Here is a 15,798-nt window from a genome sequence, read left to right as displayed (position 1 = left end):
AGGGAAATTTGACGTGTTCGATTTTTTTGCTGTTCTGTACGGCGATTTATCATGAAGATTGATGAAATACGTCACGAAAAAGTTCACCTAAATGAAATGCGCTTTTTTACTGCGCAAAATTTGTCTCTGCCCCTGCTAACGAGTAGACTTCGTGCCCTTGTCTGAAATCGGAGAACAACTCATGAGCGAAACGGCCACCTGGCAGCCGAGCGCATCCATCCCTAATCTGTTAAAACGCGCTGCAATTATGGCGGAGATCCGCCGTTTCTTTGCCGACCGCGGAGTCCTTGAGGTGGAAACGCCGTGCATGAGTCAGGCAACGGTAACGGATATTCATCTGGTCCCGTTTGAAACCCGTTTTGTTGGCCCCGGCCACTCTCAGGGGATGAATTTGTACCTGATGACCAGCCCGGAATATCACATGAAACGCCTGCTGGCGGCGGGGTGTGGTCCGGTCTATCAGCTGTGCCGCAGTTTCCGTAATGAAGAGATGGGTCGTCACCACAACCCGGAATTCACCATGCTGGAGTGGTACCGCCCGCATTATGATATGTACCGCCTGATGAATGAGGTGGACGATCTGCTCCAGCAGGTGCTGGACTGTTCAGAAGCCGAAACGCTCTCCTATCAGCAGGCTTTCCAACGCCATCTGGAAATCGATCCGCTGTCGGCGGATAAAACCCAGCTGCGTGAAGTAGCGGCAAAGCTGGATCTGAGCAACGTGGCGGATAACGAAGATGATCGCGACACGCTGCTGCAGCTGCTGTTCACCTTCGGCGTAGAACCGCAGATTGGCAAAGACCGTCCGACGTTTGTCTATCACTTCCCGGCAAGCCAGGCTTCACTGGCGCAGATCAGTACCGAAGATCATCGTGTCGCAGAGCGTTTTGAGGTCTATTACAAAGGCATCGAACTGGCGAACGGCTTCCACGAACTGACTGATGCCCGCGAGCAGCAGCAGCGCTTCGAGCAGGATAACCGCAAGCGCGCCGCGCGCGGTCTGCCGCAGCAGCCTATTGATGTTAATTTGCTTGAAGCCTTAAAAGCGGGTCTGCCGGATTGCTCCGGCGTGGCGCTGGGTGTGGATCGTCTGGTGATGCTGGCCCTGGGCGCAGAGCAGCTTGGCGATGTGATTGCGTTTACCGTAGATCGCGCCTGACGGCAGTTAACCCTCTCCCGTGGGAGAGGGTCGCCCTGCTTATCTTACAAACTCCCCGCCGGGCGCGTACGCGCCGCTGACGTCAACGTTCTTCCCGTTTTACGCCCGTCCAGGCTTTCCAGACGCATCTGGAACGGTGGGAACGGCATATCAATACCGTGCTCGCGGAAGCCTGCCAGAATCAGCTGGTGGATCTCATGGCGCAGCGGCATACGGTGGCCCATTTCGGCGGCGTAGATACGCAGCTCGAAAATCTGGATCCCCTGCTGTAAATCCACCAGGAACACTTCCGGTGCCGGGTTATCGATCACCAGCGAGCAGCGCTCTGCGGCTGTGTAGAGGATCTGGGTGACCTCTTCGCTGTTGGCGTCCGACGGCGCCGGTACCGTCAGCACCACACGGGTAACGGAGTCTGACAGCGACCAGTTGATGAACTGCTCGGTAATAAACGCCTTATTCGGTACGATGATCTCTTTGCGATCCCAGTCGCTGATCGTTGTCGCACGTGTGTTGATCTTCGTGATGCTGCCGGTCAGATCGCGGATCGTGACGGTATCGCCAATACGGATCGGTTTTTCGAACAGAATGATCAGGCCAGAGATGAAGTTGGCGAAAATCTCCTGTAAACCAAAACCTAACCCTACACCAAGGGCCGCCACCAGCCACTGCAGCTTCGACCACTCAATACCGATCATCGAGAAGCCAACCAGTCCGCCAAACAGCATGATCAGATATTTGGTTATGGTCGTAATCGCATAACCCGTCCCCGGCGTTAAATCCAGATGCTGCAGCAGCGCCAGCTCCAGCAGCGCCGGGAAGTTGCGCACCAGCTGCGTGGTAATGATCAGCACCAGAATGGCAATCAGCACCGCCCCTAAGGTGATCGGCTCCAGGCTTTCAACACCCTGCACCGTGGACGTCACGTCCCAGAGAGAGATGTTCTCCAGGAAGCCGAATGCGGAGTGGATCTCTGACCACAGGAAGATCACCGACAGGAGGGCAATCAGCATCAGTATGGAACGAACCAGACGCAGGGACTGGGTGCTGATGGCATCCAGATCCAGTTCGACCTCGTCCGCCTCCGTCGTGCCTTCCGTACTGTTGACGTGGTTTGGCTCTTCCTCACCTCGCGCGCGCTGGGCGAGGATCTCTGCCCGGCGATGCTTGGCTCGGTCAAAGGCCAGACGGCGGCGCTGGATCAGCATCCAGCGGCGGATCACGTGGTACACCACCAGCAGCAGGAACCAGATGGCCACCGAGGTTTCCAGCCTTGCCAGCAGCGCCTGCGCGGTTGCCAGATAGCCCACCGCGGCCGCCAGCATCGCAAACAGCGGCGCGCTAAGCAGCAGGTTCCAGAGCAGCCGGTTGAACATGTTTTCGCCGCTGCCGGATTTATCGAGATAGAGCGGAATACCCGCGCGTTTCAGGCTGAGCGTGACGATGGCCAGCGCCCCGCATATCAGCATAAAGCAGAGACGGCCCAGCGAGCCTGAGAATTCCCGATCGTTGAGATTGTCGAACATGATCAGCGCCATAATCAGCGGCACAATCAGCCCGATGCTCATCAGGTAGTAACGCATGGCGCGCGCAACGCGATTACGCGGCCAGCCAAAGTGGGTGATAAACAGGCCATTGGGGCGCGCGAAGGTGGCGCAAATCATGACTACCCACAGCAGCGGCACCGTGGCGGTGACGCCATCGCCAATCGCGACCGCGAGCGGATAGGGCCAGGCTTCCCGCAGGCCATACCCCAGCGTCATCCACAGCACCGGCAGCGGGGAGGCGACAAGAATCGACCAGAATACGGTGCGCAACGTTAGCCAGAAGTGATCCTGGGTGACTTTCCCGACCCTGGAGCTGGAACGCTCCAGGAAGCGAGTGAAATGTCTGCGCGAGTAAATGCTGAAGCCCACCAGAATCAACGCCCCCAGCAGCGGGAAAATGGTCTCTTTGCTGGTGAACATCATCACGCTGGCCTGTCCCAGCTGGCTGAAGGTGTCCAGCGAAATCAGGCGGCGCAGGTCCTGGACAATTTCAATCGGCCACGAGAAGGTCATCGGACGCACGTCGGACGTCCAGAAGAGATAACGGTGCGTCGCCTCGTTCACCTCTTTCAGCGCATCTTCCAGCTGGCTATTGGAGACTTTTAGCTTGGTCAGCTCCAGAATCAGCGTATCCCCACCCTGGAGCAAAGAGTTCAGCAGTTCACGCTGGGTACGCAGCTGGGCTTCCAGAATACGGTTTTGCTCGCTGGTCAGGGGCTGTCCGTCAGCCTGACGGATCTGGCGGATTTGCGGCTGTTTATTAAGGAGATCTTCAAAGTGCAGTCGCTGAACGCGCAGCTGGGCCATCTCGGTATCCAGCTGTTGCGGCTTCGGCATTTCCGGCAGGCGCGCGACCTGGGCACGTAGCGCTTCACCCAGCAGGTTTGATGACCCGAGCCACTGGGACTGCTCGCGCAGGGTGTTGAGCGCCTGGCGAACCTGAAGGGTTTGATTGGTGGCCTGACGCTGCTGCGAGGCAACCAGATCCATACGCTGCGCCTGCTGATTCAGCGCGGCAGAAAGCTCGCGGTTGACCTTAAACTGTTCGACGATTCCGGCAGGCAAGTTATCGCTGTTTTCTGCCAGCAGTTCGGTACTTTCCAGCGCGCGCTCCGCCTCGCGTTGACGCTGACTGTTGAGCTGATTGCGCAGGGCCTGGAGATACGCATCCAGTTGCTCGCTCTGCTTCTGAGCGAGTTCAGAGCGCATCCGCGACAGCTCCTGGCGGTTATTGGCGGAAAGCTGCGCCAGCTCAAGCTCATCGACAAGGGCCTTCAGGCGAGCAGATTCTGCCTGCAGGCCCAGATTTTGGGCCTGAGCCTGTGGCGTATTGCCGCTTTGCGTGCCCACGCGGCGCTCAACTTCATTTAGCTGGCGACGGGCGTCGGTTTGCTGCTGCGGAAGCTGGCTGAGGGAGTCGGCAATTTCGCGCGCGCGCTCCTGCTCCTGCTGAGCAAGGCGGCTCTTTTCCAGAAGCTGGCTGCTGACCTGCAGGATCTCCTGGTTCAGCGCGTCGGAGGTCATCCCTGCGGGAACATCGCGCGGTTCGTCACGCAGATTATTGAGCTGCGCGCGCAGCGTCTGCGAGAGTTTGGGGAAGTTGTCGATAACCTGCTGATACTGCTGAGCGCGCTCAAGAGAGCCTTTCCGCTCCTCAAGCGCGTTCAGGGCAGCCTGGAGCGACTCGACGGTCTCTGGCTGAGCGGGTTTGGCCGCTTTTGCCTGCTCCAGTTCCTGGGTTATCTGTTTGGCGTCGGGGGCTGTCGCTGCGTACGCCCCCATGCTGAGGCACCAGGCCATCAGTAGAACGATAATCGGGCGCACGTCAGCGATCCTTCTATTGTTAGCCTTCGTCTTTTTTGTCGTCAACCAGCGGGCTGGCGTCGTGCTCGGCGTTAATCTCTTCCTGTGACAGCGGTGCTGGTTCTGCTTCCGGCGTCACGAAGGTTTCGGTTGAGACCGCCAGCGGCTGACCCAGCTTGGTGACCGACAGGCTTTCGAGCTGTTCAGCCAGTTTCACTTTGCCAGGTGCAAACAGGTTGATCACGGTGGAGCCCAGCTTAAAGCGACCCATCTCCTGACCTTTGAGCAGGGCCACAGAGCCTTCCGCTTCACCGGCAGGCCAGGTCCAGCGTTTGATCACGCCTTCGCGCGGTGGGGTGATGGTGCCGGCCCAGACGGTTTCAATGCTGCCTACGATGGTTGCACCCACCAGAATCTGTGCCATAGGGCCAAATTCAGTATCGAACAGACAGATGACGCGCTCGTTACGGGCAAACAGGTTCGGCACGTTCTGCGCGGTCAGGTGGTTGACGGAGAAAAGGTCGCCCGGGACATAAATCATTTCACGCAGGATACCGTTACACGGCATGTGCACGCGGTGATAGTCGCGCGGTGACAGATAGGTGGTGGCAAACGTACCGTTGCGGAACAGATCCGCCATCAGGTAGTTACCTGCCAGCAGCGCTTCCAGACTGTAGTTATGGCCCTTCGCCTGCAGGATTTTGTCGTCTTCGATGTTACCCAACTGGCTAATGACGCCGTCTGCGGGCATCACCAGGACGTTAGGGTCGGTGTTCAGCGGGCGCACTTCGTCACGCAGCGGGCGCACGAAGAACTCGTTGAAGGTGCGGTAGCTGGCGGTATCCGGCTTTTGCGCCTCTTTCATATCGACCTTGTAATATTTTACGAAAAGGTCGATGACCAGTTTGGTCAGCCAGCCCGCGCGTTTGCTTGCGCCCCAGCCCGCCAGGCGAGTGAGCCACAGTTTTGGCAGAATGTATTGAAGCGAAAGTTTAAATGCGTTTAACAAGGTAGCCTCCAGGCCATTGTTTTGTCGTTCCTGATCCGGCGTTAAGCCGCCGGAACCTGAAAAAGGGGGACGATTTTAGCGATGCTTAGCTTAGTTGTCAGTTATCAGAATCAGAAAAGTTTTTACGCGTTTTTACGTCTTCCATGCTCTCAAGAATACGGTGGTAATTCTCGAAGCGGGTTTCCGCGATCTCGCCTTTCTCAACCGCTTCACGGATAGCGCAGCCAGGGTCGTTATCGTGTTTACAATCGCGGTATTTACAAGCGCCTAAATAATCATGGAATTCGACAAATCCGTTAAAGATTTGTTCCGGCTCAAGGTGCCACAAACCGAACTCACGCACGCCCGGGGAGTCGATCACGTCGCCGCCGTGCGGGAAATGATACAGACGCGAGGCGGTGGTGGTGTGCTGGCCCAGTCCAGAGACGTTGGACACATCGTTGGTCAGGATCTCTTGCTGGAGGCCAAGCAGGTTGTTCAGCAGGCTCGATTTACCTACGCCGGACTGGCCCGCAAAGATGCTGATACGGTCGGTCAGCGCCTCTTCTAACGGCTTAAGGCCATCTTTGGTATGGCTGGAGACCATCAGCACGCGATACCCGATCTTACGGTAGATATCCATCTGCTCATTCACGAAGGCCATGCCGTCGTCATCCAGCAGATCGATTTTATTCAACACGATGATCGGTTCAACCAGCAGCGTTTCGCAGGCGACAAGGTATCGGTCGATAATGTTGAGCGAAAGTTCGGGTAAAATCGCCGAAACAATGACGATCTGGTTAATGTTGGCGGCAATTGGTTTTACGCCATCGTAGAAATCCGGGCGGGTGAGCACCGACGTGCGTTCATGCACGGCTTCAACGATGCCCTTAACCGTGACACCTTCAGCTGCCTCTTTACCCGGACGCCAGACCACGCGATCGCCGGTCACCAGGGAACGAATGGTCCGGCGGATATTGCAACGGTGAATGTCACCGTCGGCGGATTCGACATCGGCATGCATACCGAAACGGCTGATGACTACGCCTTCTGTCGCTTCACCAAACAGGTTGTCGTCATAATCCGGCTTCTCCGAAGTGGTTTTAAGACGGCGCTGGTGGTTGGCGTTTACGCGGCGCTGCTGCCCTTTGGAGAGTTTATTTTTACTCAATCGCGCTGGCTCCTGGTCGCCCGTAAGGGGCAAAACCTCTATGATACACTCTAATTAATACTAGTTAACCTGCTACTGCCGGTTATGCGAGAAGGGTGGAAAATAACATGAGCGCGGATGAAAACAACCTGATTTGGATCGATCTCGAAATGACCGGGCTGGATCCCGAGCGCGATCGCATCATTGAAATTGCAACTCTGGTGACGGACGCCAACCTGAATATCCTGGCTGAAGGGCCAACGATTGCGGTGCATCAGTCCGACGACCAGCTGGCTTTGATGGATGAATGGAACGTGCGTACCCACACCGGCAGTGGCCTGGTGGAGCGCGTGAAGGCGAGCACGTTCGGCGACCGTGAGGCGGAGCTGGCGACGCTTGAGTTCCTGAAACAGTGGGTTCCGGCAGGCAAATCCCCTATCTGCGGCAATAGCATCGGCCAGGATCGCCGTTTCCTGTTTAAGTACATGCCGGAGCTGGAATCTTACTTCCACTACCGTTATCTGGATGTCAGCACTTTGAAAGAGCTGGCGCGTCGCTGGAAGCCTGAAATCCTCGACGGCTTTAAAAAGCAGGGGACGCACCAGGCAATGGACGATATCCGAGAGTCCGTGGCGGAGCTTTCTTACTACCGTGAAAACTTTATTAAGCTGTGATTTTGCGATCCGGCGCCTTGCGTGGCCGGGTTTTTGTCGTTAAATTGTTCAGCTTGCCGATTTAATAAGCATTTGAACTTAATTTCGAAAAAATCGCTTTAAGGGGGGTTGCAGCTAAAAGGATTTCTCGTATAATGCGCCTCCCGTAACGACAGAGAATTACACGTTACGACAGCAACAAAAGCAGTGCAGATTTGCGGGAATAGCTCAGTTGGTAGAGCACGACCTTGCCAAGGTCGGGGTCGCGAGTTCGAGTCTCGTTTCCCGCTCCAAAATTTGAAAAGTGCTTTCACAGCACAGACTGCCCAAGCGGGAATAGCTCAGTTGGTAGAGCACGACCTTGCCAAGGTCGGGGTCGCGAGTTCGAGTCTCGTTTCCCGCTCCAAAATTTGAAAGTGCTTCCACAGCACGGACCACCCAAGCGGGAATAGCTCAGTTGGTAGAGCACGACCTTGCCAAGGTCGGGGTCGCGAGTTCGAGTCTCGTTTCCCGCTCCAAATTCTTCTTCATCTCTAAAATATCCACAGCGAAAAGCGTCGCTGGGGACGTTTTCTATTGTCTCTGAAATAATCTTGTGAACAGAGTTATCCACAGAAACTGCGCTTAACCGAAACAGGGTTAAAACTTAGCAGGGTGAATAATATCTCCATAACGCGCTGTATTTAAAACATAAAATTTGATTTCAAAATGTTATTGAGATCACTTGACCTCTTCTCCAGCCCAGATGGCGCTTGAGTTTGTAATTTTATTCACAGGCTGTGAATAGTTCAGACATCCCGCGGAAGCCCTTTTTCAATCACCCTCACCAGACGCTGTTTCTTCGGCAGCTGCACCTCGACAACGCAGGCATTACGTTTCTCAATTTGCTGCGCAATCGCCCACTCGATGTGCTCATCAAGAAGTGGGTGCTCACCTCGACGGCTTTCAAGCGCCCGTATATTCGCTTCCTCCCACGGGGCATTCCCCAGCGCGACGGCAACATTACGCAGCCAGCGCAAATGACCAATACGGCGAATGGCCGAACCCTCCGTCACTTTCAGGAACCATGCTTCGCTCCAGGCGAACAGTTCAATGAGCTGCGGCGCATGCAGCGCCTTACGCGGGCTGAAATCCTCTTCGTCCGTTAGCTGCGAATAGCGGTTCCACGGGCAGATGAGCTGGCAATCGTCGCAGCCGTAGATGCGGTTGCCGATAAGCGGCCGGAACTCCTCTGGAATAGCCCCTTCCAGCTCGATAGTGAGGTAGGAGATGCAGCGGCGTGCATCAACAGTGTAAGGCTCGACGATAGCACCCGTCGGGCAGATGGTCATGCAGGCCACGCAGCGCCCGCAGCCTTCTTCGACCGGGCCGTCTACCGGCAGCGGTAAATCAATCAGCAGTTCGCCCAGGAAGAAGAACGATCCGGCGTCACGGCTGAGGATAAGTGAGTGCTTACCTGTCCATCCAAGCCCGGCTTTTTCGGCGATCGGGCGCTCAAGAATAGGCGCAGAATCGACAAAGGGTCTAAAATTCAGCGAAACACAGTGCTGCTGAATGGTTTCCCCGAGTTTTTTTAAGCGGTTACGCAAGAGCTTATGGTAATCACGACCCAAAGCGTACCGGCTGACGTAACCCAAAGAGGGATTTTTTAGCGTGCGCGCAAAGGCCGCGTTGGCGGGTAGATAGTTCATGCGCACGCTGATGACGCGTAATGTGCCCGGCAAAAGCTCGTGAGGACGGGCGCGCATCATGCCATGACGCGCCATCCATTCCATTTCGCCGTGGTATTGTTTGTCCAGCCAGGCCTGCAGTTTCGGCTCGCTGGCGGAAAGGTCGGTATCGGTAATGCCCACCTTCTGGAAGCCAAGCTCAGCACCCCACTGTTTTATTTTTTGCGCTAATTCATTGAAATCGAGGGGCTGTGACATGACGGACCATACGGTGAAGAAAAACCCCGCAAGTATACCACATTCCATCTGGCATGCGGATGACCTCCGGCGTGCCGAAAAAGAGGCCGCAGACAGCCTCGGGATTACCCTCTATGAACTGATGCTACGTGCGGGTGAGGCGGCGTTTAACGTTGCCCGCAGCGCGTACCCGCAGGCTGCTCACTGGCTGATTCTGTGCGGGCACGGCAATAACGGCGGTGACGGCTACGTCGTCGCCCGTTTGGCGGTTGTGGCCGGTATCCGCGTGACCTTGCTGGCTCTCGAAAGTGATAAACCGCTGCCGGAAGAGGCTGGCGCGGCGCGGGAGGCATGGCTTAACGCAGGCGGTGTAATTCATGCGCCTGATATCGTCTGGCCGGAAGAGGTGGATCTGATTGTTGATGGTCTTCTGGGCACCGGGCTGCATAGCGCGCCGCGCGAAAATATTGCCGCGCTTATTGAACACGCTAACAGACATTCCGCGCCGGTAGTCGCCCTGGATATTCCCTCTGGCCTGATTGCACAAACCGGCGCGACGCCGGGAGCGGTCATTGAGGCTGCACATACGGTGACCTTCATCGCCCTCAAGCCGGGGCTACTGACCGGTAAAGCACGAGACGTCGTTGGCGTTTTGCACCACCATGCGCTGGGGCTGGAGAGCTGGCTGTCCGGGCAGGAAACGCACCTGGCGCGTTTTGATGCGTCGCAGCTTGCAGCGTGGCTCCCGCCGCGCCGACCAACGTCCCATAAGGGCGATCACGGCAGGCTGGTGATTGTGGGAGGAGACCACGGTACGGCTGGTGCGATTCGTATGACGGGTGAAGCGGCTCTGCGCAGCGGTGCCGGATTAGTGCGAGTGCTCACTCGCATTGAGAATATTGCGCCCATAATCACCGCTCGGCCGGAACTGATGGTCCATGAGCTTACGCCCCAGGCGCTTGAAGAATGCCTGGAATGGGCGGATGTGGTGGTGATTGGCCCCGGGCTTGGGCAGCAGTCATGGGGTAAACAGGCCCTGCAAAAGGTCGAGAATTTTCGTAAACCGATGCTGTGGGATGCCGACGCGCTTAACCTTCTGGCAATAAACCCGGATAAGCGTCACAATCGCATTCTGACACCACACCCCGGCGAAGCCGCGCGCCTGCTTAACTGCAGCGTGGCAGAAATTGAAAACGATCGCTTACTTTCTGCTCAGCGTCTGGTAAAACGTTACGGAGGTGTTGCTGTTTTAAAAGGGGCAGGAACCATTGTTGCCAGTGATGAGATGCTGGGCATTATTGATGCCGGAAATGCTGGCATGGCGAGCGGCGGAATGGGCGATGTGCTTTCCGGCATCATTGGCGCATTGCTTGGACAGAAACTTCCCCTTTATGATGCAGCCTGTGCGGGCTGCGTGGCCCACGGTGTCGCGGCGGATAAACTGGCTGCGCGTTACGGTACACGCGGTATGCTGGCCACGGATCTTTTTTGCACGCTGCGGCGTGTTGTTAACCCGGATGTGATTGACGTAGAAAATGACTAATCGAGCGATTCTTTTACCTGATGAACAAGCCACTTTAGAACTCGGCAAGCGCGTGGCGCAGGCCTGTCAGGGGGCAACCGTCATTTATCTGTATGGTGATTTAGGTGCGGGTAAAACCACCTTCAGCCGGGGTTTTTTGCAGGCGTTAGGGCATAACGGGAATGTGAAAAGCCCAACCTACACGCTGGTAGAACCGTACACCCTTGAAAATCTCATGGTGTACCACTTCGATTTATACCGCCTTGCGGATCCTGAGGAGCTGGAATTTATGGGGATCCGTGATTATTTTGCCAACGACGCCATTTGCCTGGTGGAGTGGCCGCAACAAGGTGCGGGTGTGCTGCCTGACCCGGATGTCGAAATTCACTTAAATTACCAGGCTCAAGGGCGTGAGGCACGCATCAGTGCTGTTTCCTCATCAGGCAGTTCCTTACTGGCGCGTCTGGCCGGTTAAGCGTAGGGATGACGGGATGATAAATCGCGTTAAAGGTTGGGTGTTGGCTGCCACCGTGCTGCTGTGCGCGCAGGCCGGGGCGGCAAACCTCTCAGATATTCAGGTATCTAACGGCGAAAGCCAGGCTCGAATCACGTTCAGCTTTATGGGCGATCCTGAGTATGCGTTTTCACAGCCAGACAGCCACAGCGTGGCGCTGGATATCAAGCAGACAGGCGTGATCCAGGGATTACCGCTGCGGTTTAGCGGCAACAACCTGGTGAAAAGTATCCGTTCGGGTACGCCGCAGGATAGCCAGTCGTTACGCCTGGTGGTCGATCTGACCGAAAAGGGCAAAACGAAGGCGGTGAAGCAGCAAAACGGGGCGAACTATACGGTGGTCTTTACCATCAATGCCGACGCACCGCCACCGCCACCACCGGTCGTAGCGAAGCGGGTGGAAGAACCGGTGTATACGCCGCGTCCTGCTGAACCTGCGCGTAATCCGTTTAAATCGCAGAACGATCGCATCACTGCGGCAACCAGCAGCGATACGGTGACGCGTCCGGCGGCCAGCGCGCGACGCGCGACGGTCAGTGGTGACAAAGTGATTATCGCCATTGATGCGGGTCACGGCGGGGAAGATCCCGGGGCGATTGGTCCTGGCGGCACGCGAGAGAAAAACGTAACTATCGCTATCGCGCGTAAACTGCGTTCGCTACTCAATGACGACCCTATGTTTAAAGGCGTGTTGACCCGCGATGGGGATTACTTTATCTCCGTAATGGGGCGCTCGGATGTGGCGCGTAAGCAAAACGCAAACTTCCTGGTCTCCATTCATGCGGACGCCGCACCGAATCGTAGCGCCACCGGCGCCTCGGTTTGGGTGCTGTCGAACCGTCGCGCTAACAGCGAAATGGCCAACTGGCTGGAAGAGCATGAAAAGCAGTCTGAACTGCTAGGCGGTGCGGGCGACGTGCTGGCGAACAGCCAGTCCGATCCGTACCTCAGCCAGGCGGTGCTGGATTTACAGTTCGGTCATTCTCAGCGCGTCGGGTATGATGTCGCCACTAACGTATTGAACCAGCTGCAAAGCGTTGGCGTGCTGCATAAGCGTCGTCCGGAACATGCCAGCCTCGGCGTTCTGCGCTCGCCGGATATTCCGTCCATCCTTGTAGAGACGGGCTTTATCAGTAACAACGGTGAAGAGCGTCTGTTGGGAAGCGACAGTTACCAGCAGCAAATTGCCGAAGCGATTTATAACGGTTTACGCAAATATTTTGAGGCGCATCCTCTGCAGTCTGCGCCGCAGAGCGGCGCTGCCCAGACGGCCAGCGCAGCGCTGCCGGGTGAGATGACCGCGACCAACTAAGGAGAATTCATGCCGATTCAGGTTCTACCGCCGCAGCTCGCGAACCAAATCGCCGCCGGTGAGGTGGTGGAACGCCCTGCGTCGGTGGTGAAGGAGCTGGTGGAAAACAGCCTCGATGCGGGCGCAACCCGCATCGATATTGATATCGAACGCGGTGGCGCGAAGCTTATCCGCATTCGGGACAACGGCTGTGGCATTAAAAAAGAGGAGCTGTCGCTGGCGCTGGCTCGTCACGCCACCAGTAAAATCGCCTCTCTGGACGATCTGGAAGCGATTATTAGCCTCGGTTTTCGCGGTGAAGCGCTGGCCAGTATCAGCTCGGTTTCGCGTTTAACGCTGACCTCCCGTACCGCTGAACAGCAGGAAGCCTGGCAGGCTTACGCCGAAGGGCGCGACATGGATGTGACGGTCAAACCGGCGGCGCATCCTGTCGGGACGACGCTTGAAGTATTAGATCTCTTCTACAACACCCCCGCCCGACGCAAGTTTATGCGTACCGAGAAGACCGAGTTCGGCCATATCGACGAGATCATTCGCCGTATCGCGCTGGCCCGTTTCGATGTCACCATCAACCTCAGCCACAACGGCAAGGTGATGCGCCAGTACCGCGCGGTGGCAGAAGATGGACAGAAAGAGCGCCGCCTGGGCGCTATCTGCGGTACGCCGTTTCTGGAACAGGCGCTGGCCATTGAGTGGCAGCACGGCGATCTGGCTTTACGCGGCTGGGTTGCCGATCCAAACGCGAGCAGTGCTGCGTTCTCGGAAATTCAGTATTGCTACGTGAACGGCCGCATGATGCGCGATCGTCTTATCAATCACGCGATTCGCCAGGCCTGCGAAGACAAGCTCGGGGCCGATCAGCAGCCTGCTTTCGTCCTTTATCTGGACATCGATCCGCATCAGGTGGATGTGAACGTTCATCCTGCCAAGCATGAGGTGCGGTTCCACCAGTCGCGTCTGGTTCACGACTTCATTTATCAGGGCGTGGCCGCTGTGTTGCAGCAGCAGGCAGCACCAACGCTGCCGCTGGAAAACGACGCTCCAGCGCCGCGTCCGCTGCCGGAAAACCGAGTGGCGGCAGGGCGTAACCATTTTGCGGAGCCTGCCGCCGCGCGTGAACCGGAGACCCCGCGTTTCTCCCCGGCAGGGAGCGCACCGCGTTCAACGGGCGCGAACTACCCGAATGCCCAGCCTGGTTATCAGAAGCAGCAGGGAGAGTTGTACCGCAAACTGCTGGAAACGCCAGCCGTGGAGCGTAAAGAGCACATTCCTGCCGCACAGCCTTCTCTGGATGGGCATAGCCAAAGTTTTGGCCGGGTGCTGACGATTATCGCGCCCGACATGGCATTGCTTGAGCGTGACGGCAAACTGATGCTTATGGCACTGCCGGTCGCCGAACGCTGGCTTAAACAGGTGCAGCTCACGCCTGGCGAAAATGCAGCCTGTGCGCAGCCGCTCTTGATTCCGGTTCGCCTGAAAATATCCCCTGATGAAACAAGGGTATTGCAGCGTGCTGAGCCGCAGCTGGCGCAGATGGGTATTGAAACTGTGCTCGAACCACAACATGTGACAATTCGTGCAGTGCCTTTACCCTTACGCCAACAAAATTTACAAAACTTGATTCCTGAACTGATAGGCTACCTGGCGCAGCAAACATCGTTTGATGTCGCCAACACCGCGCAGTGGATCGCCCGCCATCTGGCAAGCGAACACGCGCCGTGGAGCATGGCACAGGCCATCAGCGTGCTGGCTGAGGTTGAACGCCTCTGTCCGCATCTGGTGAAAGCGCCGCCGGGTGGGTTATTACAACCTGTTGATTTACAAACGGCGATGAACGCCCTGAAACATGATTGACGCAAGTAAGGCGAGCCTGCCTAAGGCAATTTTTTTAATGGGCCCAACGGCCTCCGGCAAAACGGCGCTAGCCATTGAGTTGCGTAAAGTTTTGCCTGTAGAGTTGATTAGCGTCGACTCTGCCCTCATCTACCGAGGGATGGATATCGGCACGGCGAAGCCTGACGCAGAAGAACTGCGCGCGGCACCGCACCGTTTGCTGGATATACTCGACCCGGCTCAGGCTTACTCCGCAGCGGATTTTCGCCGGGATGCCTTAGCCGAGATGGCAGAGATAACGGCGGCGGGGCGTATACCGCTGTTGGTTGGCGGAACCATGCTCTACTTCAAGGCGCTGCTGGAGGGGTTGTCACCTCTGCCATCCGCGGATCCGGAAATAAGAGCAAAAATTGAGCAGCAGGCGGCAGAGCAGGGTTGGGACGTTTTGCATCAGCAACTGGCGGAGATTGACCCGGTTGCTGCAGCGCGGATCCATCCAAATGATCCGCAAAGGCTTTCCCGGGCACTGGAAGTTTTTTTCATTTCGGGTAAAACTTTAACGGAACTGACGCAAACGTCAGGAGACGCTCTGCCGTATCAGGTGCATCAGTTCGCCATCGCCCCGGCGAGCCGTGAACTGCTCCATCAGCGGATTGAGCAGCGTTTTCATCAGATGTTAGCTTCAGATTTTGAAGCAGAAGTGCGGGCGCTTTTTGCCCGTGGAGATTTGCATACGGACATGCCTTCCATTCGTTGTGTGGGATACCGCCAGATGTGGTCGTATCTTGAAGGTGAGATTTCATACGATGAAATGGTTTATAGAGGTGTTTGCGCCACGAGGCAGTTAGCGAAGCGCCAGATCACCTGGTTGCGCGGTTGGGAGGGTGTTCACTGGTTAGACAGTGAAAAACCGCAACAGGCGTTAAACGAAGTGATTGAGGTTGTTGGTGATATCGCTCACTGAATGTGTACAATTGAGGCGTATCGTGCGCAATTTTTCAGAATCGCAAGGTTCTAAGTACAAAACAAGCATATAAGGAAAAGATAGAATGGCTAAGGGGCAATCTTTACAAGATCCGTTCCTGAACGCATTGCGTCGGGAACGTGTTCCAGTTTCTATTTATTTGGTGAATGGTATTAAGCTGCAAGGTCAGATTGAGTCTTTCGATCAGTTTGTGATTCTGTTGAAAAACACGGTCAGTCAGATGGTCTACAAGCACGCTATTTCTACTGTTGTTCCGTCCCGTCCGGTATCTCATCACAGCAATAACGCTGGCGGCGGCACTGGTAGTAACTACCATCATGGCAGCAGCGCGCAGGGTTCTTCAACGCCGGCGCAGGACAGCGACGAGACCGAATAAGGTTTCGCACTGTTATCCACACGGGGAGCCAGGGATCCTGCGTTCCCCGCTG

At 56.3% G+C, this 15,798-nt stretch carries 12 protein-coding genes and 3 tRNA genes; 11 read left to right on the top strand and 4 right to left on the bottom strand.

The features are described 5' to 3' along the window. Positions 1 to 181 precede the first annotated feature (181 nt). Entirely contained in the window at positions 182 to 1,159 is a 978-nt protein-coding gene (epmA, locus tag AC4IBF_RS19830) for an elongation factor P--(R)-beta-lysine ligase (protein WP_133293621.1), read from the top strand. Positions 1,160 to 1,203: 44 nt separating this feature from the next. On the opposite strand, the gene mscM is transcribed toward epmA, so the two are convergent. The 3 genes from mscM to rsgA all read right to left on the bottom strand — a co-directional run bounded on the left by mscM (position 1,204) and on the right by rsgA (position 6,665). Then, entirely contained in the window at positions 1,204 to 4,527 is a 3,324-nt protein-coding gene (mscM, locus tag AC4IBF_RS19825) for a miniconductance mechanosensitive channel MscM (protein WP_115876635.1), read from the bottom strand. Between the two features lie 19 nt (positions 4,528 to 4,546). Next, on the bottom strand, positions 4,547 to 5,515 hold the full coding sequence (gene asd / locus AC4IBF_RS19820) for an archaetidylserine decarboxylase (protein ID WP_115876634.1): 969 nt from the start codon (positions 5,513 to 5,515) through the stop codon (positions 4,547 to 4,549). Positions 5,516 to 5,612: 97 nt separating this feature from the next. Next, positions 5,613 to 6,665, bottom strand: coding sequence for a small ribosomal subunit biogenesis GTPase RsgA (gene rsgA / locus AC4IBF_RS19815; RefSeq protein ID WP_252093327.1), 1,053 nt, complete (start codon positions 6,663 to 6,665; stop codon positions 5,613 to 5,615). 107 nt (positions 6,666 to 6,772) lie between these two features. Here rsgA and orn point away from each other — a divergent pair, with 107 nt between their 5' ends. The 4 genes from orn (at position 6,773) to AC4IBF_RS19795 (ending at position 7,815) form a co-directional block, all read left to right on the top strand. Further along, positions 6,773 to 7,318, top strand: coding sequence for an oligoribonuclease (orn, locus tag AC4IBF_RS19810; RefSeq protein ID WP_023310130.1), 546 nt, complete (start codon positions 6,773 to 6,775; stop codon positions 7,316 to 7,318). 196 nt (positions 7,319 to 7,514) lie between these two features. Further along, positions 7,515 to 7,590, top strand: a tRNA-Gly gene (locus tag AC4IBF_RS19805). Positions 7,591 to 7,627: 37 nt separating this feature from the next. Beyond that, positions 7,628 to 7,703: transfer RNA gene (locus AC4IBF_RS19800), tRNA-Gly, on the top strand. Positions 7,704 to 7,739: 36 nt separating this feature from the next. Then, positions 7,740 to 7,815, top strand: a tRNA-Gly gene (locus tag AC4IBF_RS19795). Positions 7,816 to 8,085: 270 nt separating this feature from the next. Here AC4IBF_RS19795 and queG read toward each other — a convergent pair. Then, positions 8,086 to 9,225, bottom strand: a complete 1,140-nt coding sequence (gene queG / locus AC4IBF_RS19790) for a tRNA epoxyqueuosine(34) reductase QueG (RefSeq protein WP_133293623.1) — start codon at positions 9,223 to 9,225, stop codon at positions 8,086 to 8,088. Here queG and nnr point away from each other — a divergent pair. The 6 genes from nnr to hfq all read left to right on the top strand — a co-directional run bounded on the left by nnr (position 9,224) and on the right by hfq (position 15,746). Further along, on the top strand, positions 9,224 to 10,747 hold the full coding sequence (gene nnr / locus AC4IBF_RS19785) for a bifunctional ADP-dependent NAD(P)H-hydrate dehydratase/NAD(P)H-hydrate epimerase (protein ID WP_143344558.1): 1,524 nt from the start codon (positions 9,224 to 9,226) through the stop codon (positions 10,745 to 10,747). The genes queG and nnr overlap by 2 nt on opposite strands. Further along, positions 10,740 to 11,201, top strand: coding sequence for a tRNA (adenosine(37)-N6)-threonylcarbamoyltransferase complex ATPase subunit type 1 TsaE (tsaE, locus tag AC4IBF_RS19780; protein ID WP_136195720.1), 462 nt, complete (start codon positions 10,740 to 10,742; stop codon positions 11,199 to 11,201). The genes nnr and tsaE overlap by 8 nt, the downstream gene beginning before the upstream one ends. Positions 11,202 to 11,217: 16 nt before the next feature. After that, the gene (gene amiB, locus AC4IBF_RS19775) at positions 11,218 to 12,552 is read left to right on the top strand and encodes an N-acetylmuramoyl-L-alanine amidase AmiB (RefSeq protein ID WP_136195719.1); all 1,335 of its coding nucleotides are present in this window, start codon (positions 11,218 to 11,220) and stop codon (positions 12,550 to 12,552) included. Positions 12,553 to 12,561: 9 nt separating this feature from the next. Continuing rightward, positions 12,562 to 14,406: a DNA mismatch repair endonuclease MutL gene (mutL, locus tag AC4IBF_RS19770; protein WP_136195718.1), complete on the top strand. Its 1,845-nt coding sequence runs from the start codon at positions 12,562 to 12,564 to the stop codon at positions 14,404 to 14,406. Then, positions 14,399 to 15,349: a tRNA (adenosine(37)-N6)-dimethylallyltransferase MiaA gene (miaA, locus tag AC4IBF_RS19765; RefSeq protein WP_023310135.1), complete on the top strand. Its 951-nt coding sequence runs from the start codon at positions 14,399 to 14,401 to the stop codon at positions 15,347 to 15,349. Before mutL ends, miaA begins: the two co-directional genes overlap by 8 nt. A gap of 85 nt (positions 15,350 to 15,434) precedes the next feature. Beyond that, entirely contained in the window at positions 15,435 to 15,746 is a 312-nt protein-coding gene (gene hfq / locus AC4IBF_RS19760) for an RNA chaperone Hfq (protein WP_023334248.1), read from the top strand. Positions 15,747 to 15,798 lie beyond the last annotated feature (52 nt).

It is taken from the genome of Enterobacter sp. Taxon_8 (assembly GCF_058354585.1).
Note: the sequence above shows the minus strand (reverse complement) of the source record. Positions and strands in the feature narration are given on the sequence as shown.

Bases quoted from the DNA above. Each gene is read 5' to 3' on its own strand.
- orn (WP_023310130.1), top strand. From the start codon at position 6,773: ATGAGCGCGGATGAAAACAACCTGATTTGGATCGATCTCGAAATGACC.
- miaA (WP_023310135.1), top strand. From the start codon at position 14,399: ATGATTGACGCAAGTAAGGCGAGCCTGCCTAAGGCAATTTTTTTAATG.
- mutL (WP_136195718.1), top strand. From the start codon at position 12,562: ATGCCGATTCAGGTTCTACCGCCGCAGCTCGCGAACCAAATCGCCGCC.
- queG (WP_133293623.1), bottom strand. From the start codon at position 9,225: ATGTCACAGCCCCTCGATTTCAATGAATTAGCGCAAAAAATAAAACAG.
- tsaE (WP_136195720.1), top strand. From the start codon at position 10,740: ATGACTAATCGAGCGATTCTTTTACCTGATGAACAAGCCACTTTAGAA.
- amiB (WP_136195719.1), top strand. From the start codon at position 11,218: ATGATAAATCGCGTTAAAGGTTGGGTGTTGGCTGCCACCGTGCTGCTG.
- epmA (WP_133293621.1), top strand. From the start codon at position 182: ATGAGCGAAACGGCCACCTGGCAGCCGAGCGCATCCATCCCTAATCTG.
- hfq (WP_023334248.1), top strand. From the start codon at position 15,435: ATGGCTAAGGGGCAATCTTTACAAGATCCGTTCCTGAACGCATTGCGT.
- nnr (WP_143344558.1), top strand. From the start codon at position 9,224: ATGACGGACCATACGGTGAAGAAAAACCCCGCAAGTATACCACATTCC.